Annotated in this window: 20 protein-coding genes; 10 read left to right on the top strand and 10 right to left on the bottom strand. The window is 43.3% G+C overall.

Annotation, left to right across the window (positions count from 1 at the left end):
• Window positions 1-326: 326 nt before the first annotated feature.
• The 3 genes from ptsG (at window position 327) to HKI82_RS08595 (ending at window position 3,181) form a co-directional block, all read left to right on the top strand.
• Window positions 327-1,757, top strand: a complete 1,431-nt coding sequence (ptsG, locus tag HKI82_RS08605) for a PTS glucose transporter subunit IIBC (RefSeq protein ID WP_102940763.1) — start codon at window positions 327-329, stop codon at window positions 1,755-1,757.
• Between the two features lie 164 nt (window positions 1,758-1,921).
• Entirely contained in the window at window positions 1,922-2,326 is a 405-nt protein-coding gene (locus HKI82_RS08600; RefSeq protein ID WP_102940762.1) for a hypothetical protein, read from the top strand.
• Between the two features lie 87 nt (window positions 2,327-2,413).
• Window positions 2,414-3,181 (top strand): SDR family oxidoreductase, encoded by a 768-nt coding sequence (locus HKI82_RS08595; RefSeq protein WP_112403925.1) that lies wholly within the window; start codon window positions 2,414-2,416, stop codon window positions 3,179-3,181.
• Window positions 3,182-3,251: 70 nt separating this feature from the next.
• On the opposite strand, the gene HKI82_RS08590 is transcribed toward HKI82_RS08595, so the two are convergent.
• Together HKI82_RS08590 and HKI82_RS08585 are read right to left on the bottom strand one after the other, a co-directional pair.
• On the bottom strand, window positions 3,252-3,344 hold the full coding sequence (locus HKI82_RS08590) for a MetS family NSS transporter small subunit (RefSeq protein WP_112403926.1): 93 nt from the start codon (window positions 3,342-3,344) through the stop codon (window positions 3,252-3,254).
• On the bottom strand, window positions 3,344-4,804 hold the full coding sequence (locus tag HKI82_RS08585) for a sodium-dependent transporter (RefSeq protein ID WP_102940760.1): 1,461 nt from the start codon (window positions 4,802-4,804) through the stop codon (window positions 3,344-3,346). The genes HKI82_RS08590 and HKI82_RS08585 overlap by 1 nt, the downstream gene beginning before the upstream one ends.
• Before the next feature lie 682 nt (window positions 4,805-5,486).
• On the opposite strand from HKI82_RS08585, the gene cydH reads away from it, so the two are divergent.
• Together cydH and HKI82_RS08575 are read left to right on the top strand one after the other, a co-directional pair.
• On the top strand, window positions 5,487-5,576 hold the full coding sequence (gene cydH / locus HKI82_RS08580) for a cytochrome bd-I oxidase subunit CydH (RefSeq protein WP_171137761.1): 90 nt from the start codon (window positions 5,487-5,489) through the stop codon (window positions 5,574-5,576).
• A gap of 18 nt (window positions 5,577-5,594) precedes the next feature.
• Entirely contained in the window at window positions 5,595-6,785 is a 1,191-nt protein-coding gene (locus HKI82_RS08575) for a patatin-like phospholipase family protein (RefSeq protein WP_112403927.1), read from the top strand.
• Window positions 6,786-6,836: 51 nt separating this feature from the next.
• Here HKI82_RS08575 and pyk read toward each other — a convergent pair whose 3' ends face one another.
• Complete coding sequence (gene pyk / locus HKI82_RS08570; RefSeq protein ID WP_171137760.1) at window positions 6,837-8,282, bottom strand: pyruvate kinase; 1,446 nt, start codon at window positions 8,280-8,282, stop codon at window positions 6,837-6,839.
• Window positions 8,283-8,617: 335 nt separating this feature from the next.
• On the opposite strand from pyk, the gene mlc reads away from it, so the two are divergent.
• Both mlc and HKI82_RS08560 read left to right on the top strand, forming a co-directional pair.
• Window positions 8,618-9,835: a sugar metabolism global transcriptional regulator Mlc gene (gene mlc / locus HKI82_RS08565; protein ID WP_102940756.1), complete on the top strand. Its 1,218-nt coding sequence runs from the start codon at window positions 8,618-8,620 to the stop codon at window positions 9,833-9,835.
• An 86-nt stretch (window positions 9,836-9,921) separates the two neighbouring features.
• Window positions 9,922-10,863 carry a chemotaxis protein CheV gene (locus HKI82_RS08560; protein WP_042483549.1) on the top strand — a complete coding sequence of 314 codons (942 nt, stop codon included), beginning with the start codon at window positions 9,922-9,924 and terminating at the stop codon, window positions 10,861-10,863.
• A gap of 77 nt (window positions 10,864-10,940) precedes the next feature.
• On the opposite strand, the gene HKI82_RS08555 is transcribed toward HKI82_RS08560, so the two are convergent.
• From HKI82_RS08555 to HKI82_RS08540, 4 genes are all read right to left on the bottom strand, one after another.
• The gene (locus HKI82_RS08555; RefSeq protein WP_171137759.1) at window positions 10,941-14,012 is read right to left on the bottom strand and encodes an error-prone DNA polymerase; all 3,072 of its coding nucleotides are present in this window, start codon (window positions 14,010-14,012) and stop codon (window positions 10,941-10,943) included.
• Window positions 14,013-14,073: 61 nt separating this feature from the next.
• On the bottom strand, window positions 14,074-15,471 hold the full coding sequence (locus tag HKI82_RS08550; protein WP_112404585.1) for a Y-family DNA polymerase: 1,398 nt from the start codon (window positions 15,469-15,471) through the stop codon (window positions 14,074-14,076).
• Between the two features lie 2 nt (window positions 15,472-15,473).
• Window positions 15,474-16,160: a translesion DNA synthesis-associated protein ImuA gene (imuA, locus tag HKI82_RS08545; RefSeq protein ID WP_102940753.1), complete on the bottom strand. Its 687-nt coding sequence runs from the start codon at window positions 16,158-16,160 to the stop codon at window positions 15,474-15,476.
• Window positions 16,161-16,288: 128 nt separating this feature from the next.
• Window positions 16,289-17,032, bottom strand: coding sequence for a YciK family oxidoreductase (locus tag HKI82_RS08540; RefSeq protein ID WP_102940752.1), 744 nt, complete (start codon window positions 17,030-17,032; stop codon window positions 16,289-16,291).
• 89 nt (window positions 17,033-17,121) lie between these two features.
• Here HKI82_RS08540 and sohB point away from each other — a divergent pair, with 89 nt between their 5' ends.
• Window positions 17,122-18,180 (top strand): protease SohB, encoded by a 1,059-nt coding sequence (gene sohB / locus HKI82_RS08535; protein WP_112404587.1) that lies wholly within the window; start codon window positions 17,122-17,124, stop codon window positions 18,178-18,180.
• Between the two features lie 287 nt (window positions 18,181-18,467).
• Entirely contained in the window at window positions 18,468-18,887 is a 420-nt protein-coding gene (locus HKI82_RS08530; protein WP_102940751.1) for a DUF3319 domain-containing protein, read from the top strand.
• A gap of 40 nt (window positions 18,888-18,927) precedes the next feature.
• On the opposite strand, the gene rrtA is transcribed toward HKI82_RS08530, so the two are convergent.
• On the bottom strand, window positions 18,928-19,482 hold the full coding sequence (gene rrtA, locus HKI82_RS08525; protein ID WP_112404584.1) for a rhombosortase: 555 nt from the start codon (window positions 19,480-19,482) through the stop codon (window positions 18,928-18,930).
• A gap of 3 nt (window positions 19,483-19,485) precedes the next feature.
• Between rrtA and HKI82_RS08520 the strand changes: the two genes are divergently transcribed.
• Entirely contained in the window at window positions 19,486-20,088 is a 603-nt protein-coding gene (locus HKI82_RS08520) for a tRNA-uridine aminocarboxypropyltransferase (RefSeq protein ID WP_112404583.1), read from the top strand.
• A 7-nt stretch (window positions 20,089-20,095) separates the two neighbouring features.
• Here the strand turns inward: HKI82_RS08520 and HKI82_RS08515 are convergent, their stop codons facing one another.
• Together HKI82_RS08515 and HKI82_RS08510 are read right to left on the bottom strand one after the other, a co-directional pair.
• Window positions 20,096-21,445: an anti-phage deoxyguanosine triphosphatase gene (locus HKI82_RS08515; protein WP_112404582.1), complete on the bottom strand. Its 1,350-nt coding sequence runs from the start codon at window positions 21,443-21,445 to the stop codon at window positions 20,096-20,098.
• Between the two features lie 83 nt (window positions 21,446-21,528).
• A complete protein-coding gene (locus tag HKI82_RS08510) occupies window positions 21,529-22,299 on the bottom strand; it encodes a substrate-binding periplasmic protein (protein ID WP_102940747.1) in 771 nt (256 codons plus the stop codon).
• Between the last annotated feature and the right edge of the window lie 73 nt (window positions 22,300-22,372).

Here is a 22,372-nt window from a genome sequence, read left to right as displayed (position 1 = left end):
CTAATGTAATTTTGTTACATAAAATAACATGGCGACTAATTTTATTTACGCAGTGAAATTATTGGTTTTAACTTTTAAATTCATTAAAAACAAATGGATAGATGTAGTGTAATGCTTTTCAGAGGTCAGATCTGATTGTGATCTGTCTAATACTTTGAAACTTAATTTCGTAACTAAGTAGAAACCATGAGGAGCATCAATATATATTTAGAGGCGGAAAATATAATACATTTTGTGGTTACATTTTCATTGGGTGCTAACATTTAGGCTACGGGGGTGTGCCGTTAGAACCCTAAAATTCTAATAACTTAATCAGGAGCATAAACATGTTTAAAAACGCTTTTGCTAACCTGCAAAAAGTTGGTAAGTCTTTGATGCTACCAGTATCAGTACTACCAGTTGCAGGTATTTTGCTTGGTGTGGGTGCGGCGAACTTTAGCTGGATACCAGAAGTTGTATCACACCTAATGGAACAAGCTGGCGGTTCAGTTTTCGGCCAAATGGCACTTCTTTTCGCAGTTGGTGTATCTCTAGGTTTCACTAACAACGATGGCGTTTCAGGTCTGTCTGCTATCGTTGGTTACGGTATCATGATTGCAACGCTAAACGTAATGGGCGATACAATGGGTGTTGGCCACATCGAAACTGGTGTTTTAGGTGGTATTTTAGCGGGTGGTGTTGCTGCTTGGGCATTCAACCGTTTCTACAAAATTCAACTTCCAGAGTACCTAGGTTTCTTCGCTGGTAAACGCGCAGTGCCAATCATCACAGGTTTCCTATCAATTGGTCTTGGTGTAGTTCTTTCTATCATTTGGCCACCAATTGGTAGCGTGATTGCATCTTTCTCTGATTGGGCAGCAAACCAAAACCCTGTTACTGCATTCGGTATCTACGGTATTGTTGAGCGTTCTCTAATTCCATTCGGTCTACACCACATTTGGAACGTACCATTCTTCTACGAAGCAGGTACTTGTACTAACGCTGCTGGTCAAGTTGCTCACGGTATCATGACTTGTTTCCTTACTGCTGATGACGCTTCTCGCGCAGCGGGTAACGGTTTCGGTCAGCTAGCAGGTGGTTACCTATTCAAGATGTTCGGTCTTCCAGCTGCTGCTATTGCAATTGCACACAGCGCTAAACCTGAAAACCGTGCAAAAGTAATGGGTATCATGGCTTCTGCAGCTCTGACTTCATTCCTAACAGGTATTACTGAACCAATCGAGTTCTCGTTCCTATTCATCGCTCCAGTACTATACGTAATTCACGCAGTACTAGCTGGCGTTGCATACATGCTAACGAACTCTCTAGGTGTTGTTCACGGTCACACATTCTCTAACGGTTTCATCGACTTCGTGGTTCAATCTCCACGTGCTGAAAACATGTTACTGCTTGTTGGCCTAGGTATCGCTTACGCAGTTCTTTACTACGTAGTGTTCACTTTCGTTATTCGCGCTATGGATATTAAAACTCCAGGTCGTGAAGACGAGTCAGAATCTGCATCAGCGACTACTGGTACTGAAATGGCTGGTGAACTTGTTGCTGCATTCGGTGGTAAAGAGAACATCACTAACTTAGACGCATGTATCACTCGTCTACGTGTATCAGTTGCTGATACTGAAATTGTTGACCAAGACAAACTGAAAAAACTTGGTGCAGCAGGCGTAGTTGTAGTATCTGGTGGCGTTCAAGCTATCTTCGGTACTAAGTCTGACAACCTTAAAACAGATATGGATGAGTGGATCCGTAACCACGGTTAATCCTCAGAAATATTTTCCCCTATAGAAAAGGAGACTTCGGTCTCCTTTTTTTGTGCGTGAATTCCTACAAATTCCTGATATTCCCTTACCTGATAATGACACACTCCAATTGCCGCTTGGGTACCGTCTATACTTTTGTATAGCAATGGTATTTGGAATTACATATGAAGAAATTAGGGATTGTCGCCTTACTACTTGGCACTTCATTCGCTGTTCATGCACAACAAAATAAAGGCTTTGAAGTCGGCATGGCAGTTGACCAGCAGCTCAGTGTTGTCTTTGAAATCGACGACCAATATCGCTTCATTCTGGGTAATGATGGCGCAGCGTTTGATTACATTTTTGCGCAGGGGAGTTTTAACAGTCCAGATGTACCTTTTGACTGGTACGTTGGAGGCGGCGCGTGGGCTGAATGGGAAGATGATTTTGGTGCTCGTCTACCGTTAGGTATTAATTGGCAGTTCAACAACCGTTTTAACCTTTATGGTCAGGTACACCCTGAAGTCAATTTTTATGGCGGCCCTGAACTGCAAATCGGAGCGGCATTAGGTCTGACGTACCACTTTTAATCTCAAGACTATTTCGTTCGTTATGTGATTGCCCGCCTTTTCGCTTCTAGGTAGTTAAACGTATCATATAGGCAAACTGTATCAGCCATGCTGGCATGGCTGAATTTAATCCTATTTGAACAAGAGCGTGGATATCTGATGCTGGATGTTAGAAATAAGAACTTTATTGTCACGGGAGCGACATCCGGTATTGGACGTTTGCTGACAAAGCGATTGATTGAGCAGGGCGCCAATGTGGCGTTCTGTGGACGTTCCGAAAGCAAACTCAATGAATTAGTTTCTGAAATTACACCTTGTGATAGCCAAACATTCTCGCAAGCCTTTGACGCGACAAATTTCGAGTTGGTCGATCACTTTGTTGCTAAAGCCAGTGAGAAACTGGGTGGCATTGATGTATTGGTAAATTGCGCTGGTGCGAATACTTCGAGAAGCGCTATCGCAGACTTATCAGTCGATGATCTAATGGGGTTAGTACAACTGAACATGATGTCTCCATTCGTTTTTATGAAGGAAGTTTACAATGTTTCGATGAAGCCTAGAGGGCAGGGCATTGTCATCAACGTTCTGTCAACGGTATGCGGATTTTCCAATGAAGGGATTGGTGCTTATACAGCCTCAAAAGCGGGTATCGATGCCTTAACGAAGGTTTTCCGAAAAGAAGCTAGGGAGCATGGTGTGAAAGTGTGTGCAATTTATCCAGGTGGAGTGGATACTCCTTTCCGAGCAGCAGAACGCCCAGAGTATTTAGACCCTGAGCAGGTGGTGGATGCGATTCTGTTTATGGCGAGTCAAAACGGCATTTCTAGCGTAGATGAATTAGTCATTCGACCTATAGTTGAGAAAAATTATTGCTAGAGGAAGAAGCTCCTCTATCTGTAGCAAATAAAAAACCGGCGCTATGCCGGTTTTTCTTTAGCTGGATGAATTATTTGTTCATCGCTTTCTTGATACAGATAGCTGCGCCACCCCAAGTAATACCAAGACCAATGATCATCATAATAATTGCGCTAGCAGTCATTATTTTGCCTCCTTACGGCTTAATAGGTTAACCAGTACACCAAATACAAGTAGAACGATAATGATTGCCCAACCTAGAGTCAGGTCGTAACCGCCGTAGCCTTCAGTGAACAGTGCAATAAGTTTTGTTGCAATGATGATAGCTAGCATCACTGGAGTGATAAAACGTAAACAGATATCGAACCATACGCCTACGCTGAAATCAGAAATGCTGTTCACGTATTTACGTACGTCAGAGACTTTTAGCAACCATGTCATTAGTGCGATTTCAACGAAACAGCTTGCCATGATACCAACGTTGTTTGCGAAGTGGTCAACTAGGTCAAGTAGCAATAGACCGCCGTTAGTTGCAAACGCCATTGAGATAACTAGACCAGAACCGATAACAACGTTCGCTGCTTTCTTACGGCTCCAGTTTAGCTTGTCGATAACCGCTGATGTTACTGCTTCCATGATTGAAATATGCGAGCTTAAACCTGCTACAACCAATGCTAGGAAGAATATTGGACCTAAGATGTAAGGAATCGGTAGAAGGTTAATAGCCGCTGGAATCGTTACGAATGCTAGACCTACACCTGCAGAAACAACTTCTGTTAGTGGTTTTCCTTGCTCTTGAGCCATATAACCCAACACTGAGAAAATCATGATACCTGCAAGGATTGAGAAACCACAGTTGATCAACACAGTCATAAACGCGTTGTTTGTGATGTCTGATTTTTCTGGCAGGTAGCTTGAATATGCAAGCATGATTGCAAAACCAATACTTAGAGTGAAGAAGATCTGACCATAAGCAGCAGCCCAAACTTTCACGTCCCAAATTTTGCTGAAGTCAGGTTGGAACATGTAGTTCACACCATCAAGCGCACCAGGAAGGAAAATCATACGAGCAATTAGGAACAATACCATGATGAATAGGATCGGCATCATGATCTTAGATGCGCGCTCGATACCCGCTTTTACGCCACCTACGATAGCTGCATAAGTAACTGCCCAAGCAATGAACATAGCGAATGCGATGTTCCATTGGATGTCACCAAGATTGGTTGGTGAGTTGTCGCCTAGCGCCAAGTACTCGCTAAAGAAGAATGCGTTAGTATCTGTGCCCCAGCTTTGAGTAAACGACATACCAAAGTAAGAGATAGCCCAACCAATAACAGCGACATAGTAAACTGCAATAACCGCAGCGATACCGACTTGGAACCAGCCTAACCATTCGAACTTAGAATTGATTTTAGCCAGTGTAGACGGTGCTGAACCACGGTTTTTCTGACCCATACTGAACTCAAGGATCATGAATGGGATACCCGCAGTAAGTAGTGCGAAGATATAAGGAATGAAAAATGCGCCGCCGCCGTTTTCATAAGCCATGTAAGGGAAACGCCAAATGTTTCCAAGACCGATTGCAGAGCCCACTGCAGCTAGGATAAACCCAACTCGGGATCCCCATTGTTCTCGCTTCATGTTTTACTCCTTTACGACACTCTGAGGTCTGAAGCTTCTTTATGGCTATCACTGGCGAACATGGTTACTGTCGATATTTTTTAGCGTTCTATAGAACTGCGCAATATTTTATCTATCGTCCATGAATCGGTGAAAAGTTAGTATTAAATTTTGTTTGCCTTAAGAAAACTCAGAGTTTTGTTCTTTATTATCTGATGTGTGTTTGCGAAATCTGAAATAATCAGCTACGCGTGGTACCGAGACTACAGATTTGTTCTGTTAATAGCAATAGATCATAAATGTTAGTTTTTTGTGTTTCGATAGTTTTATAGGGCGATGAATGTGCCTTATTTTGGTTTAATATATTGCTGTGTTGTTCATGTCTGGCTCAATTGATGCTCATTTTCAGCATTTGCAATTGATATCACTATTAAAAACAGTAGTGTGTATGACTGAAAAATATACAATCACCAGTGAATACCTCCACCTTTCACTCTTTATTTAAAATAAGAAGATAAAGATAGAAACCTTAGCGAATATAGAGCTATTTTGGCTTGTTCTTTGGTTCTCAAGCTTTATCGAACAAGCGATATGGTGATTGAGTTATTGTGAGGGCAATTGCATAATTGTAGCTGAAAAACTGGCAATTCTTGATGGCTTCCTTTACCTATGTTATTAATTTGTTAAGTAAAAGGAGGTCTGTATGGAACATGATCTAAAGTTTGCAGTACTTGCTACTGCCGTTATCTTCGCGGTACTTGTCGGTTTTGGATTGATCGCAATAACACACTAACTGATAAGGGTTCTACTTATGCCTAATGGTGGAACTGTTTCTAATTTAGATAACAAAGTCGATGTGATTCGACTATCCAAATTCATCGGCGGTAAAAACGCTCTGGTTGCTCAAGGTGGTGGTCAGAGAGGAATATTTACTGCCGGTGTATTTGATGCCTTTAATCTCGCCAACTTCGATCCATTCGATGAATTTTACGGTACCTCTGCAGGTGCCTTGAATATCAGCGCGTTTCTCTGCCGCCAACATGGCCTAGGCAAAGCTTTCATTACCGAGCTCACCACTACACCTGAGTTTTTCCACCTTTTCAGTTACATCCGTAAAAAGCAATACATGGATCTAGATTGGGCGTTGGAGAAAATTTGCGGTTTCCCGTTTCAAATGGACATCGACATGGGACGTAGGGCACTAGGCTCGAGAAAAGCAATGGCGGCTGTTACATCTTCATTAACGCTCAGTGATGAGTACTATCCCATGCTAGGCAGTAACTGGAAGGATGTAATGAGAGCGACATGCGCGATTCCTCGTTTGTATCCCAAGCAAGTCGAGTTGAACAATAAGCTCTACATTGATGGAGGAGTGTCTGCTTCGATTCCAGTTCAGGAGGCTTGGCGTCGGGAAGCTCGCTTTATAACAGTGATCAGAACAGAAGAAATCGATTCTGAATCAGATCTGTTAATTCAGAATGAGAAAGCACGGCAGGAAGAAATTAAATGGTTCAGAGATTCCTTTAACAGCATTCAAAATCAGTGGCAAAATCGATTAGGCCAATGGAAGCAAGACTGGAATCGCTTTTTCCAACAGCAGATTGAGCGTTCCAAAGAATTAAAAAGCGAACAGAAACACTTACAAACACTGAATGGTGGGCGTTGGTTATTTGGTGCGGATGATATTTACCGATTGAGCCATTTGCTTGGAGATAAGTTTGATTCAGGGCTAGCAGATATGTTGATGGTGCATTATCAGACTTACTCTTTAACCAGAGAATTTCTCAGCTCACCACCGGATGATGTGTTTATTGTGCAGATTGCTCCAAGTAGTCCTCTGAAATCGACCTCTCTGTTAAGTAACAAAGAAGACCTGTTACACGATTATGAGCTAGGTGTCGAAGCCGGAAATCGTTTTATCAATTTGTTCTTGCAGGCTCGTGAGATTAAAGCAGAACGCATTATTCGTGCAGATTTTAATTCTCTGGAAATTGGCGAATAACTCACTCTACATAATCGAGAGTGAGTTATTACTGGGTAACAAGGGGCGTAGTTAGAATACTGGCAAAATACGCATGCAGTTGGTTGAACCTTCAACTTCCATTACATCACCTTGTGTGATGATAACTAAGTCGCCAAACTCTAGCAGTTTTTTCTCTTTGAGAGATTTCAAAGCAGATTGAGCTGCAGTAAACCCTTCTTCTTGCTTACTATCGAAATAGTACGGAGTGACACCTCTGTATAGCGCACAGCGGTTAAGCGCGCGTTCATTACGTGACATTGCAAAGATAGGGAAGACTGAATTCAAACGAGAAGTCATGAGTGCCGTGCGCCCTGATTCCGTCAGTGTAACCATGGCTTGCACACCTTCCAAATGGTTAGCAGCATAAATGGTCGACATTGCTATGGTTTCTTCTGAGGTAGCAAAAGAACGGTCGATACGATAGTTCTGTTGGTTAGACTCAATGGTTTTTTCCGCACCGATACAGACTTCAGCCATCGCTTTTACCGTTTCAACAGGGTATTTCCCTGCAGCCGTTTCTCCTGACAGCATTACGGCATCGGTACCATCAAGTACGGCATTCGCTACGTCCATGACTTCGGCACGGGTTGGCATTGGATTGGTTACCATTGACTCCATCATTTGCGTAGCGGTAATCACTACGCGGTTGAGTGCTTTTGCGCGATGGATCAGCTTTTTCTGTACACCCACGAGTTCTGGGTCGCCAATTTCGACACCAAGATCGCCGCGAGCAACCATGATCACGTCAGATGCCATGATGATATCGTCAATATTTTCATCGCATGAGACGGTTTCTGCACGCTCTACTTTCGCTACTAACCCCGCTTCCAAGCCTGCATCTCGAGCAAGACGGCGAGCAAAATTCATATCTGCTCCGTTGCGAGGGAATGAAACGGCGAGGTAATCCACTTTAATTTCAGCCGCGAGAAGGATATCGAGTTTGTCTTTCTCGGTCAGTGCATCTGCGGAAAGACCACCGCCTTTTTTGTTGATACCTTTGTTATTCGATAAAGGGCCACCAATTAAGACGGAGGTAAAAATCTTATTGTTTTCAACAGACAATACTTGTAGTTGTACTCTACCGTCATCAAGCAGAAGGATGTCGTCTCTTTTGACATCGTTAGGCAGGGCTTTATAGTCAATACCTACTGAATCTTGATCGCCCATTCCGGGAGCTAGTTCAGCATCAAGGATGAACCGATCACCTTCATTGAGTTGAATTGGTCCATCTTTAAATGTGGATACACGGATTTTAGGGCCCTGTAAATCACCTAAAATCGCCACATGTTTTCCAAGTTTTGCTGCGATTTCACGAACTTTCTGTGCTCTCTGTTTATGGTCATCCGCAGAACCGTGTGAGAAATTCATCCGTACTACGTTTGCCCCTGATTTTATGATTTGTTCTAGTACGTTTTCTTTATCTGTGGATGGGCCGAGTGTGGTAACAATTTTGGTACGTCTTTGACCTGAACTCATGGTGATCTCCTACAGTGATCGGGCAGATAAGGTATCGAGGATTTTTTAAGTATAAACAACACCCAATACTACCTGAGATGAAGGTTATAAAATTGTTACATAAGTCTGAGAATTTTGTAGGAATTTAGCTGCAATGCTCAGTGAAAATAAATAATTTTGCTCTGAAAATAAGTTTTTCAAATACAGATATCGAGCCTGTTCAAACCTGACAATTTGACTGAATACACAAAGTTCCGAGTATATACGTGATGCTGGTCACGGGTATTTACCAAAGCCCTTCACAATTAGTTCGCAAAGTAAAAAAATTGGCAGGTTGTTGTTTTTTGGAGCGTACTATGTACATGGCTCAACCAGGCCATATTGACCACATTAAGCAGGTCAATGCTGGTCGTGTGTATAAATTGATTGACCAGAAAGGTCCGATATCTCGTATCGATCTGTCGAAAGAGAGCGAACTCGCGCCTGCAAGTATTACCAAAATTACTCGCGAGCTTATTGATGCGCACCTAATTCATGAAACAACGGTTCAAGAAGCTATCAGTCGTGGTCGTCCTGCCGTAGGTTTACAGACCAATAATGAAGGTTGGCAATTCCTTTCTATGCGTCTTGGACGAGGATATTTAACCATAGCCCTTCATGAGCTTGGTGGCGAAGTTCTGATCGATACTAAAATCGAAATTCATGAAATTGATCAAGACGATGTGCTTCAGCGTCTTTTATTTGAAGTTGAAGAGTTTTTCCAAACTTATGCTGACCAACTAGACCGTGTAACGAGCATTGCCATCACCTTACCGGGTTTAGTTAACTCGGAAAAAGGTATCGTTTTACAGATGCCTCACTACAATGTGAGTAATCTAGCGTTAGGCCCTGAAATCTACAAAGCCACTGGGCTGCCTGTGTTTATTGCTAACGACACTCGTGCTTGGGCGTTGGCGGAAAAGTTATTTGGCCATTCGCAAGATGTAGATAATTCAATTCTGATTTCAATCCACCATGGTTTAGGTGCTGGTATCATTCTTGATGGTCGAGTACTGCAAGGTCGTAACGGCAATATTGGCGAGTTAGGGCATATTCAAATTGATCGCAATGGTAAGCGTTGCCACTGTGGGAATATTGGTTGTCTTGAAACGGTTGCCAGTTCTCAAGCGATTCGAGAACAAGTGGCAGAACGTATTGCCAATGGTGAAGCTTCAAGTTTAAGTGAAATAGCAGAAATCACGATAGAAGATATCTGTTCAGCGGCTGCAGAAGGAGATCCTCTTGCAGTTGAAGTAATTGAGCAGCTTGGTGCTTATTTAGGTGCGGCGATTGCCATCGTTATAAACCTATTTAACCCAGAAAAAATTCTTATTGGCGGCGTTATCAATCAGGCAAAAAGCGTCTTATATCCGGCAATTCAGCATTGTATCGAACAGCAAAGTCTTCCTGTTTACCATCAGGATTTAAAGTTGGTGGAGTCTCGTTTTTATAAGCAGGCAACGATGCCAGGTGCCGCGCTTATCAAGCAAGCCTTGTATGATGGTTTGCTGCTGATGAAGGTGGTTGAAGGATAATTATCACATTACCTTGAGCACTATCATTTACATTTATCCTTTGTAGCTATACTGTTATTGGGTTTTAATAGTTTGCGGAATTTTCTATGTCAGGTGTTTTAAATTCAGTCGATCAACGTACTAACTTGGTTGGCGAAAACCGCCTTGAGTTATTGCTTTTTAGCTTAAACAGCCGTCAACTGTTTGCTATTAACGTATTTAAAGTTAGAGAAGTGATTAAAGTGCCTCATCTAACTAAAATGCCAGGCTCGCATCGCAATATTACAGGTGTTGCAACACTTCGCGGAGTGCCAGTACCGATTATCGACTTGCGCCAAGCGATTGGTTTCCCACCATCTCGATTAGAAAAGCCAGAGCAAAACCTCATTATTACGGAATACAACCGTACTACTCAGGGTTTTCTCGTTGGCCAAGTTCGCAACATTGTTAACACTGCATGGACAGAGATTGAGCCGCCGCCAAAATCAGCGGGGCGTTCAAACTATTTGACTGCCATTACTCAAATTAAAGAGCAAAACCAAACCAATATCGTTGAAATTATTGACGTTGAGAAAGTGCTTGCAGAGATCATCGAGTACGATGTTTCTATTTCTGAAGAGCTGCTTGACCACAATATTTTGGGTGAAATGGTAGGCCGCAATGTTTTAATCGTGGATGATTCTTCAACTGCACGAAACCAGATTAAAGATACCTTGTCACAACTTGGTCTCAACATCATTGAATGCCGAGATGGTTTGGAAGCTTTGAATTTCCTCAAATCTTTGTGTGATGCGGGTAAAAACATCAATGATGAGCTTCTGATGATGATTACAGATGCTGAAATGCCAGAAATGGACGGCTATCGCTTAACTCATGAAGTTCGCAATGACCCTCGTATGAAAGACCTGTTTATTACTTTGAACACCTCTTTGAGTGGCAGCTTTAACGAAGCGATGGTTCAGAAAGTTGGTTGTAACCGATTCATCTCTAAGTTCCAGCCCGACTTGTTGGTGCAGGTGGCTCAAGAACGACTTCGAGAAGTTTTATAAGAGTAAAAAAAGCGCTGAATATTCAGCGCTTTTTTGTATCTTCAAATACTGCCTCTCAGTATTTAATAGTATCTGGCTTAATGAAAATCTCGAGAGCGACTTTGAAGCAACGTTAAATGTTCGGTGATATCAATCAGTTTTCCCGCGATCACATGCACCACATTCTCTTCTTTTTCGACAATCCCTTTAACCATCAATACTTTTGCGCTTATGTAAGCACTTTTTTGTGCTCTGGCTGTGGCTTGCCAAACAACGGTATTAATATTTCCGGTATCGTCTTCTAGTGTGAAAAACGTTACGCCAGCGGCAGTTCCAGGTGCTTGTCGTCCGGTGACAACTCCTGCAACGGTCACAAGTGATTTATGTGGAAGATTTATCAGGTCTTTATGACGAGTGAATTTGCCCAATAGACCAGCTTTGTCTAATAAGGTGATCGGATGCTGGTTGAGGGACAATCCTAACGACGCATAATCTTCTATCAGATCTTCCATCGCTGTAGGTGAGTGTTGAATTAGGCGTTCATCTTCTTGATAGTGCTCAAATAACGGCAGGTCAGAAAGAGAATCCATGATCGCCCAACGGGTGTCGTAACGGTTATTGGTCAAACGATGCAGGGCATTGGCAGAGGCCAGTGATTCCATATCTTTCTGGTTAATTCCTGCATTTTTTAGCTGGTTAACATGCTGAAATCCGCCAGTAGGGCGAGCGCGTAGCAGTTGCTCGCTTCCTGAGTTGCTTAACCCTTTCACCAGACGCAGACCGAGCTGAATAGCAAAGCCTTGCTGGTGGCGTACGACTTGATGCTCAATAGCGGAATGATTAACGCAAACAGGCAGAACCACAATGCCGTGCCTTTGAGCATCCTGAATCAGTTGTGAAGGACTATAAAACCCCATAGGTAAACTATTGAGCAACGAGGCGTAAAACGCTTCCGGATAATAGTATTTGAGCCATGCAGAACAATATGCCAAAACCGCGAATGATGCCGAATGACTCTCTGGGAAACCGTATTCCCCAAAGCCACAAATTTGATCGTAAATCCGTTCAGCAAACTCCTTCTCATAGCCACGTGCCAGCATGCCATTTATCAATTTAGGTCTGAATTTATCCAGTTCGCCACTTTTCTTCCAAGACGCCATAGCACGGCGAAGCTGATCTGCTTCGCCTCCACTGAAACCTGCTGCAACCATAGCAATTTTAATCACTTGCTCCTGAAAAATAGGCACTCCCATGGTACGGTCTAAAACGTCTTTCACTTCTTGAGATGGGAAAGTGGTTTTTTCAATGCCATTACGCCGCTTAAGAAACGGGTGCACCATATCTCCCTGAATTGGACCTGGGCGAACGATGGCGATCTGTATGACCAAATCATAATAAGTGCGGGGCTTTAAGCGTGGCAGCATACTCATTTGTGCACGCGATTCTATTTGAAACACGCCTACGGTATCTGCGCGCTGTATCATGCCATACACGTTTTCGTCATCTTTTAGGCGAGTGATGTCTGCGATGCTGAGCTTTCGTTGATGGTGATGCTCAATTATGGAAAAGCACTTACGAATAGCAGTTAGCATGCCCAAAGCTAATACATCGACTTTCATTAGCCCCAGACTTTCCAAATCGTTTTTATCCCATTGAATAATCGTTCGCTCAGGCATAGCCGCATTTTCCACAGCAATGAGTTCGTATAACGGACCTGCGGAAATGACAAAACCACCTACATGCTGGGATAGATGGCGTGGAAACGACTGGATCTCGTTCACTAGTTCGATAAACAGCTGCCCTTTATGGGATTGCGGCTGAAGCCCAAGCTCAATGATTTGAGCTTGCCAACCAAGATTTCTGTCTCTGCGATTAATATTCTTAATAAAGAAATCGAGCTGAGTTTCGCTAATGCCTAATGCTTTGCCGACGTCCCGAATGGCGCTTTTTAAACGATAAGTAATAACCGTGGCGGCTAATGCTGCGCGCTCTCTACCGTACTTTTGATACAGGTATTGAATGACTTCTTCACGTCTCTCGTGTTCAAAATCCACATCAATATCTGGCGGCTCTTGGCGTTCTTTACTAATAAATCGTTCAAATAACACCGCGACTTGGCGAGGGTCGACAGCGGTTATCTCTAAGCAGTAACAGACAATAGAGTTAGCGGCAGACCCTCGTCCTTGGTATAGAATGCCTCTACTTTTGGCGAACATAACGATGTCGTGAATGGTAAGAAAGTAGAACGGATAGTTGAGTTCCTCAATCAGAGAGAGTTCTTTATCTATGGTTGCCTGAATATCGTCAGGGACGCCTTCGGGAAAGCGAACAAGCTTGCCTTTTTCAACCAGTTGACGCAGATGTTCCATAGGTTTGACATCATCTGGAATTAATTCACTTGGGTACTCGTATTTCAAATCACTCAGTTTGAAGTGACACAGTTCAGCAATGCGTACACTCTCTTCTAACCATTCACTTGGGAATATTTTGGCGAGCTTTGTTTTACTGCGCAGTGCCCGTTCAGTGTTGCCAATTAGATGAGCCTGAATGTGTTCGACACTCTGGTTGTGCTTGATGGCCGTCAGAATATGTTGCAATGGAAGGCGCGTGGCCGTATGCATCAGAACTCCGCCACATGCAGTAATGGGCAAACTCAGTTGTTGAGCCAGTTCCTGACAGTGCGAAATATAGTGATGGTCGTTCGCGCCAAGATGGCGTTGAACGGCAATCCATAAACGACCTTGATGATATTGCTTCAGCCACTTTCCCCAATAGGCATTGTTGTCTTCCTCGGTTGGAAGCCAGAGAATAAGGCAGTGCTTCGCGGACATTAAATCCCATTCAGATAACTGATAGCTGCCTTTTTCACTGCGCCTGCGGGCATTGGTAATGATTCGGCACAGCTCAGCGTATGCCTGGCGATTTGGGCACAAAAGCACAACTTGGCACTCACCATTGAGCCAAAACATACTGCCGACAATTTGTTTGATACCAAGCTTTCGGTCTTTGATGGCGGTATGAGCTCTCACGACGCCAGCGATTGAACACTCGTCGGTAATCGCGAGAGCACGATAGCGTAGAAAATCTGCGTGCTGAATAAGTTCTTCAGCATGAGAAGCACCCGTCAGAAATGAGAAATTGCTTTGGCAAAATAGTTCAGCATAAGCCATGTCACTACTCTTATAAAAATCGTCTGATCAAAGAGGCACGTTTGCTAAACAAGCCTGCGTTTTAGCTAAACTGGCCATGCAGAAACCATTGTTTATCTTGGTTGCGAAATACCCAAAGCCAGCGGCCTTGTTCGCTGTGGGCAATGAAGTAGTCACGAGTGATGGGCTGGTTGTCCCACCACCCAGTGACTAGTCTTTCAGGCCCATGGATGAGCGATACGATTTCACACAGAGGTTCTGGCTCAGGAAGCAGCAGGCTAGGGCGCAACTCTGGCCTGCGTAATGTATGGGATGTGGGTTTTGTTGCGGCTATGTATTGGCTGCGCTTCTCTGGGCGAGGATCATCACTCAGATTCGGCTTATTGACTTGTGCCTGACCAAGCTTGGCTTGTAGCAGAGTGATCAGTTCCAGTGCTGTCGTCTGACCTTTTTCTCCATCAAAAATGTCCGTCACGCTTTGGTTTATTTCCCCAGAACGAATGACTTTTAACGTCATTGCCAGTACGGGCTGGGAAAGTTGTATTGACTCCAGAGTGAGTTGGCAGAGCTTCGCCCATTTTGCACAAGCATATTCTCCCTGTGCTGAAGTAAAATGCAGACTGTTTTTGATGTTATCTCGCTGAGTCAGTATCAGTTCAAGCTCAAAAGCGACCTGATTTCTCAGTGTTAAAAATTGCTCTAAGCGTTTTAGCAAACGAGATAAAGGCTTTTCTAACCATTGAACATTCTCAATTTCATACAGCAATTCTAAGTGGCTACAAAAGGCTTCTGGTGGGTGATAGAAGTTCACAGGGTGTTTAAACTGCCCCAAGAGCTTGCCTACGTAGTTCACTAAATCGATATCAAACCGTCTTGCCAGATCTTGTATTGGTACGGCAAGGAGGGCTTTGATGTCTCGAATTCCTACTCTGGCGAGTTTTTCTACCTGTTTAAAATCCAGTTCTGTGGCACTGAGTGGGTAATCGTTAATGGCGGCAAGAATCTTGTCTTTATCATCAATGATGATATTTGAAGCGCTTTTTCCAAGCAAAATAGCCGAAAGTGGCGAAAAACCGGAACCATAACAGTAACGAGTTTTACGCAAACGAAGGTGAGCACTCAATGTGTGCCAATAGTTATCCAGCCCTGAATACAGAGACAGCATGTTAGTGACTCTTAGCAATATGCCTTTTGGTGGCAGCAACACGATGTCTGAGGTTACCAGATACAACCATTGCGCTATCTCTTCGATGGTTTGATTTTCAACATTCTCATCATAAGGATGCACTTGTAGATCGCTGCACATAGATGCCGCACTGCCTAGCCCCATCCCAATTGTTATGCCTTGCTTTAATGCACAAGTACTGGCTTGAACAACATGGTTATCACGACCTTCGATGATAACCAGAGGGTATTCATGCTCGGCGTATAAGGTATCCAGTTGTAGTGCTGGAAAATGAAGATAGATCCAAAGTGTCATCGTTAGCCCTGCATACGTTGAGGAAAGGCGATAACTTGTGAAGACGGTGTTGAAGAAGTCAGCGGGATCACCAAGTTTGGCCAGCTCTCATACATAGATAGCTTGAATGCGCTTAAAGGCCATCCACCTTTGCGTTTTGGGACACTAATCTGCAGACCTTGTGGATCGGCTTGTAACGACAAACTGAGTGATACGGGTAGCGAAAATACGCTTTCTTGCGGCGAACGGAAAAGAAATTGCAAACAGTTACCCGTTTCACTGGCAACATTTAAACGACGAACCTGATGGACTTCGAGCTTATCTTGCCAAAGCAATACTTGACTGCATGCGCCACTTTTTAGGCATTGTTCAGCAGCCCACAAGGCTTCCTTGTGGTTTTTGGGCGTTAAAACCAATACGTGTTCAAGGTTTATACCTTCACACTTCAGACTTTCAGCCTGCACTATGCCTGGTGGATTAATAAATACCGTTAATCGCTTATCGTGTTGTTTCAGATAAGGATAGATAAGGCGTAATTCACCAATACCCGACAGAGACTGAATTTCAACCACACCATGAGGAGGAAAACCTCCGGCAAGTTTGTCATCCAGTGTATTGAATCCGGTCGAGTGAGAGCTTTGCTCGTACTTTGTTTCAGAGCCTTGCCATAGCCAGTGTTTGTTCTTGAGGTGTTCTATCAGTTCATACATAATAATTTACCTGTATATTTGTACAGTATATTTTGTTGTTTAGAACATTCAAGAAAAAAGTAAGGTTTATAAACAACAAAGCCTCGCTAAGTGAGCAAGGCTTTGAATCGTTTGATGAAACTCAGTAACTATTTTTTCGGCTGAGCATCAATGCACTGACCATTAACAGCTTTGCCTTCTGGCGCCATCAAATACAGGTATAACGGCATAATGTCTTTTGGTGTTTTCAGTAGTCCAGCATCTTCTGCTGGGAAAGCTTTTGCACGCATACCAGTACGAGTACCACCTGGATTAATCGCATTAACGCGAATATTGCTATCGCTAAGCTCATCTGCGAGTACTTGCATCATGCCTTCTGTTGCAAACTTAGACATTGCATAAGTACCCCAAAACGCGCGACCGGAATGACCAACGGTTGAACTGGTAAAGATAATGCGAGCATCGTCAGATTTATGCAGTAGAGGCAGCAGAGCTTGAGTCATCAGGAACTGTGCTTTGACGTTGACTTGCATTACATCGTCATAAGAGTCTTCGCCGATCTGATCAAATGGGCTTAGTACACCCAAAATGCTGGCGTTGTGTAAAACACCATCCAAACGGCCGAACTGCCCTTCAATGGTATCAACCATATCCAGATAGTTCTGTTTTGTTGCTCCTTTCATATCTAAAGGAACAATAGCAGGCTGAGCATAGCCAGCGGCTTCAATTTCATCGTAGGTTTGTTCTAATTTCTTCACAGTGCGCCCAAGCAAAATCACTGTCGCACCATGTGCCGCATAAGTGATGGCTGCTTGTTTACCAATGCCGTCACCAGCACCTGTAACTAAAATTACTTTATCTTTTAGGGCGTTTGCAGACACTGAATAATCCACGTTACGTATCCTTATTGTTATGATTTACTTTAAGTCATGATGACAAGGTGGTTACAATACACCAATTCGCATTGAAGAGGATGAGTACATTGGAATTTTTGTTGGACTATGGCTTATTTTTAGCCAAGATCGCGACAGTTGTGATAGCGATCATTGTGTTGTTAGTCATTGCTAAATCCGTCGGCGGAAAAGGTGCAGCTAAAGGTGAGTTGGAAGTGACCGACTTAACTAAGCAGAACAGAGAAAACGCTGAACATTTAGAAGCGCACCTACACGATGAATCTTTTTTGAAAGCTCGCCATAAAGCAGAAGCGAAAAGCGAGAAAGAAAAACATAAGCAACGCGAAAAAGCCGTTAAGAAAGCCGCAAAAGCGGGCGAGTTAAAAGAAGAACGTGAACCTCACTTATTTGTTTTAGATTTCCACGGTAGTATTGATGCCAAAGAAGTGTCTTCACTGCGCCAAGAAGTTACCGCGATTCTGGCTGTCGCACAGCAAGGTGACGAAGTGTTGCTACGCCTTGAAACAGGTGGGGGTATGGTTCACGGCTATGGCTTGGCATCTTCACAATTGGATCGTATTAAAGCCGCAGGCTTACCACTGACCATCTCGGTAGATAAAGTGGCAGCAAGCGGTGGCTACATGATGGCCTGTATTGCGGACAAAATTGTTTCAGCACCGTTTGCCATTGTTGGATCTATTGGTGTGGTAGCACAGTTGCCTAACTTCAATAAATTGCTGAAAAAACACAATATTGAATTCGAACAACTGACCGCAGGTGAGTACAAACGTACATTGACTATGTTTGGTGAGAATACGGATAAAGCTCGCGAGAAATTCAAGCAAGAGCTGGAAGAAACGCATGTCTTGTTTAAAGACTTCATCCGCGAGCGCCGCCCAGAGTTAGACCTTGAGAAAGTCGCAACTGGCGAGCACTGGTTTGGTACGCAAGCGAAAGAGTTAGGTTTGGTTGATGAAATTAAAACTTCAGATGACTTGATTGTAGAAGCGTGCAAAGAGAAGACAGTGCTAGCTATTCGCTATGTTCAAAAGAAAAAGCTGACGGATAAACTGGCAGGCGTTGCCGGAGAAGCGGCTGACAGTGTTCTACTAAAGCTGATCAACCGAGGTCAACGACCGATAGTGTAGTTGTTTGAATAAGTCTGAAGACCATTCTGAAAATTACCTAGTTGATAAAAAACCTGCTTCGGCAGGTTTTTTATTGTCTGTCGAAAATTAACGTTATGGAAATGGTTGGTGGAATGTATCAGAAGTCAAAGAATCTCTATACGCTCACAGTTATCGGTGGAATGAAAATGTTAGGGTTTACAGTGCAGTAGATGAAATAGAAACAAGCCGAGATAAAAATGGTCAGGTTTGGCAATGTCGTTTCATTAAGAAAGCGTAGTCACCGACTCTCACATTAGGTAGAAATAATGAATAAGATGAAATCATTTCTGAGTATCTTTACTTCGGCTAAACCCAAATCTAGGAAAGCACATGCCGTTAGAACAGACTTTTATCGAGGTCATTTCATAAAACGCAATGCTGATAGTTCAGAACGCTGGTCTGTGGTATTAGGTGAGAAAATTGCGGTAGGTGAAATAAAATACATTAAAATGACCATCGATCATTGGGCTGATACGGGAACATATGTACCCCCAGAATATTTTGAAAGTAATGATGATCCATCGAATAGGCAAACTTTTGATTACAAAAATTTTAAGATAATTAATGACCTTGGTGGGCAGAATGATTGGTATATCATTTACCGTGGAAAATTAATGAAAGGCTCTAAAGATAAAATAATTCAGGTTATTGATCGGATAGAAGAAAGGGTATCTGTCATTAAATAGTTGGTTATCTATGTAATTAAGGTTTAAATATAGGACGTTTTTACTTCTTTAAGTATTGACGTTTTTTCATTTCGGCGATTGATGCCAGCAGTAAACCACCAAGTAAACCAGCCAGATGCGCTTCTGTTGCGACTCGTGCACCAATCATTTCTTCTGTACTAGCAGAAGCTCCAAATAACTGTTCACTGGCGACTTTTAACATCACCCCAATCACTAATAACCAACTGCTTTTTCGTTCGCCTAATGCTTCCTTTAAAGCATAAAAAGCAAATAAACCATGCAGAGTGCCTGATAAACCCACGTAGTTCACCATGTTGGTAAGTAACAGGCTGATTCCTATCCAAGTGCTGATAAGTAAAGTGAGCAGAGCAAAGTATCGAGGTTTGGGTTGGAATAGGTAGCCAATGACCCACAAGCCCAACAAATTCATCGCCAAATGAGCAAAGTTGGTATGAGTGAAGTTTCCTGTTACGATCCGCCACCATTGACCATTTTCTATCGCATCGGCTTGCCAAGCCACTACGTGGCTGAAAGGCTCAAATTGAAGCCCAAAGCAAACGGCGGTGACTATAGATAACAGCAGGTAAAGATTCACAAAATGTCTCGTTATTGTTCTCAGTGTGGAAAGGCACGTAAAGCGTGTATCTGTGACAACATTGTTGCGCTTGATTCACAGGTCGAGCTTATCATCCTTCAACACCCAACAGAAGAACACCGACCTATGGGAACGGCGCGAATCTTAAGTTTGTCACTGGCCAACAGTCGCCTGTTGATCGGAGAAAACTTTCTCGAACATGGCGAACTAAACCAACTATTAGCAGAGCCGGATGTTGAGCATTTTGTTCTATATCCCAGTGATGTTTCTCTATCGGCAGCGGATGTAGCGTTACCGATTGAGAAAAAAATCCGCATCATTTTACTGGATGGAACATGGAAAAAAGCATTCAAGATGTGGCAGCTAAATACTCAGCTCCACCATCTACCTTGTTTGCATTTGCCAGTAGATTTGAAAGGCAATTATCGTATTCGCAAAGCGCCAAACGAAAATGCGCTGTCAACCGTTGAAGCCGGTTTTTATGTTCTCAGCATGATGCAACCAGAGAAAGATTTTTCGCCTCTTTTAGACGCATTTGAAGCCATGATCGATTATCAAATTCAGCAAATGCCTGCTGGCGTATTTGAGCGTAACTATCGTTCCTAAGTGCGTGCTAATAATGAGTGTGAGCAGAGAATAGCTGCTGATGCAGACGCTGTGCATAGGCATCGGTCATTGCAGAAATATAATCGCAAATAACCCGTAACCCATCGCCTGATGTTTGCTCTGCATTAAGCCATTTTTCCTTGGTGGCGGAAGGAAGCAATCTTTCTGGATCAGCGGCTAAAGCTTCAAACATATCCATAATGATTTGTTGCCCTTTGTACTCAAAACGCTGCACTTCAGGTATTTGAATGACATATTGGCTAACAAAGTGCTTAAGTACTTCCAAAGCGGTTGCCATGTGAGGTTCCAAGTAAGCATTTAGAGCGAGCAGTTCACAGTGGAAAGGCGCATTGACGGGCTGGATGCTAATGCTGGTAAGCAGAGCATTGACTATGCCGCCTATAGCATCCTTGCGCACATGGTGTTTGCCAGAAAAAAGCATATCACTGAGCTTGCCTGTATTCTCGCCAAACCAAGGATCGCCACATTTCTCTAACTGGGCAGCCGCTTCACTCCACTGCTGACGAGTGACCATACCAAGTACAATCGCATCTTCTAAATCGTGAACACCGTAAGCAATGTCATCCGCCAGTTCCATAATGGAGCAATCGAGCGACTTGAAGCGAGTTTTCTGATGTTGGTAGGGAGACTGTATTCCGTCACGCATTTGGCTAATCAGTGCTCTGTCATGAGAATCAAGAGGCTCTAATACCCAGTCAAAAACAAAGCTGTCACAGTTATAAACCCCTTTCGCTGGCGACCAGTCTTTCGCTTTTAACTGACGTTGGTGAGGAACGGATTCCGGTATTTTTTCTGCACGAGTTGCACTCAACAGAGCAGGATATTTCAATAGCCCGAGCAGCGTACGTCGCGCAAGGTTCATTCCGTGATGTTCAGTATAGGGTTCTAAGCAGGTGACAATTCTGAACGTCTGAGCGTTGCCTTCAAAACCACCATGTTCACGCATCATATAATTCAAGGCGACTTCACCACCGTGCCCATAAGGTGGGTGCCCAATATCGTGTGCTAAACAAAGTGAATCAATTAATGTGTCGCTGCCCAATAATTCACTGAATTCGGGTTGTTTCAGTTTGAGTTGGGCGACGATGCCTGTGCCAATTTGCGCGGCTTCCAAAGAGTGAGTCAGGCGAGTGCGATGGAAGTCATTAAGACTGGTACCGTGAACCTGAGTTTTTGCTTGCAGGCGTCGAAACGCGGCGGAGTGGAGTATGCGTGCTCTGTCTCGCTGGAAAGCGCTGCGGTGATCATTACGGCGAATTTTATGTTCGTCGTTCTTACGCTCTTGCCATAGAGCGTTGCATTCGTAGTTTTCCGCGAGGTCGAAAGAGGGTTTCATTCATAACTCCTACAAGGTGTTTGTATAACTTATAGTGACTTAGAGGGTTTCGTCCATAGCTAACGCGAAATTACTTTGGTGCCTTAATTTTCATTAGGAAGATTTGAAACGCCAAGCCGTGCCAGTATGGCGTTGTAAGTACCATCTTCTTTCATGGATAAAAGGCCTTGGTTGAAGGCTTGAGTCAGTTCATCACTTCGAGCGAACTTGCGACTATATGCATTATAGACTTCGTAAGTGCGAAATGGAGTATCGAGGATTTCTAAATGTTCGGAGGAATAGCTTGGTTCTAATGCCGAATTTTGCACGAAGCGAAAATATTCACGAGCCATCAAAGCAAGGTCAACTCTTTCCTTAACCAACAAAGTTAGACTGACCAAATTAGAGTTCGCCGGATATAAATTAAGCCCTTCGGCTTGTGCGTCATCGGCTTGCAGAGTGCCTATCTGAACGGCAATAAGGAGATTTTTATTCTCATTGAGTGGGTTAGGTTTATTCAGTGAGTCTCGCTTTTTTATAAATACCTGTTCACTGGAATAAATACTGAAAGAATAAGAAAGTGTTTTCTCTCTTTCTTGTGCGAAGTATAACCCCAAAACGCCATCGACTAGACCATTTTTTGCACTGCTGAGAGCACGTTTCCAAGGCATAAACGTCAGTTCTAGTGTATATCCTGAGCGCTGAAAAGCTTCTCTGGTTATTGCAGCTAAAAAACCATTTTCGGGTAGATTTTTACCATAGAAGGGCGGCCACTCCATCGCGGATAAACTGACCGTGTTGGCGTAACTGGGCGGGATGAAACATGAAAGAATCAGTGAAGTTAAAATCAATAGGCGCTTGAAGTACCCAAACATAAAGCATCTCCGTTATTAACGGTATGATTATAGTCGATATTTGATGTTTGGCTTTTTCGAGCAGAGTGCCCTA

The sequence above is a fragment of the Vibrio plantisponsor genome (genome assembly GCF_013041605.1).
In the GTDB taxonomy this organism is placed as follows: domain Bacteria; phylum Pseudomonadota; class Gammaproteobacteria; order Enterobacterales; family Vibrionaceae; genus Vibrio; species Vibrio plantisponsor.
This window is presented reverse-complemented; position numbering and strand designations above follow the sequence as displayed.

Coding starts and splice junctions, on each gene's coding strand:
- ptsG (WP_102940763.1), top strand. CDS start 327: ATGTTTAAAAACGCTTTTGCTAACCTGCAAAAAGTTGGTAAGTCTTTG.
- HKI82_RS08600 (WP_102940762.1), top strand. CDS start 1,922: ATGAAGAAATTAGGGATTGTCGCCTTACTACTTGGCACTTCATTCGCT.
- HKI82_RS08595 (WP_112403925.1), top strand. CDS start 2,414: ATGCTGGCATGGCTGAATTTAATCCTATTTGAACAAGAGCGTGGATAT.
- HKI82_RS08590 (WP_112403926.1), bottom strand. CDS start 3,344: ATGACTGCTAGCGCAATTATTATGATGATCATTGGTCTTGGTATTACT.
- HKI82_RS08585 (WP_102940760.1), bottom strand. CDS start 4,804: ATGAAGCGAGAACAATGGGGATCCCGAGTTGGGTTTATCCTAGCTGCA.
- cydH (WP_171137761.1), top strand. CDS start 5,487: ATGGAACATGATCTAAAGTTTGCAGTACTTGCTACTGCCGTTATCTTC.
- HKI82_RS08575 (WP_112403927.1), top strand. CDS start 5,595: ATGCCTAATGGTGGAACTGTTTCTAATTTAGATAACAAAGTCGATGTG.
- pyk (WP_171137760.1), bottom strand. CDS start 8,282: ATGAGTTCAGGTCAAAGACGTACCAAAATTGTTACCACACTCGGCCCA.
- mlc (WP_102940756.1), top strand. CDS start 8,618: ATGTACATGGCTCAACCAGGCCATATTGACCACATTAAGCAGGTCAAT.
- HKI82_RS08560 (WP_042483549.1), top strand. CDS start 9,922: ATGTCAGGTGTTTTAAATTCAGTCGATCAACGTACTAACTTGGTTGGC.
- HKI82_RS08555 (WP_171137759.1), bottom strand. CDS start 14,012: ATGGCTTATGCTGAACTATTTTGCCAAAGCAATTTCTCATTTCTGACG.
- HKI82_RS08550 (WP_112404585.1), bottom strand. CDS start 15,471: ATGACACTTTGGATCTATCTTCATTTTCCAGCACTACAACTGGATACC.
- imuA (WP_102940753.1), bottom strand. CDS start 16,160: ATGTATGAACTGATAGAACACCTCAAGAACAAACACTGGCTATGGCAA.
- HKI82_RS08530 (WP_102940751.1), top strand. CDS start 18,468: ATGAATAAGATGAAATCATTTCTGAGTATCTTTACTTCGGCTAAACCC.
- HKI82_RS08520 (WP_112404583.1), top strand. CDS start 19,486: ATGTCTCGTTATTGTTCTCAGTGTGGAAAGGCACGTAAAGCGTGTATC.
- HKI82_RS08515 (WP_112404582.1), bottom strand. CDS start 21,445: ATGAAACCCTCTTTCGACCTCGCGGAAAACTACGAATGCAACGCTCTA.
- HKI82_RS08510 (WP_102940747.1), bottom strand. CDS start 22,299: ATGTTTGGGTACTTCAAGCGCCTATTGATTTTAACTTCACTGATTCTT.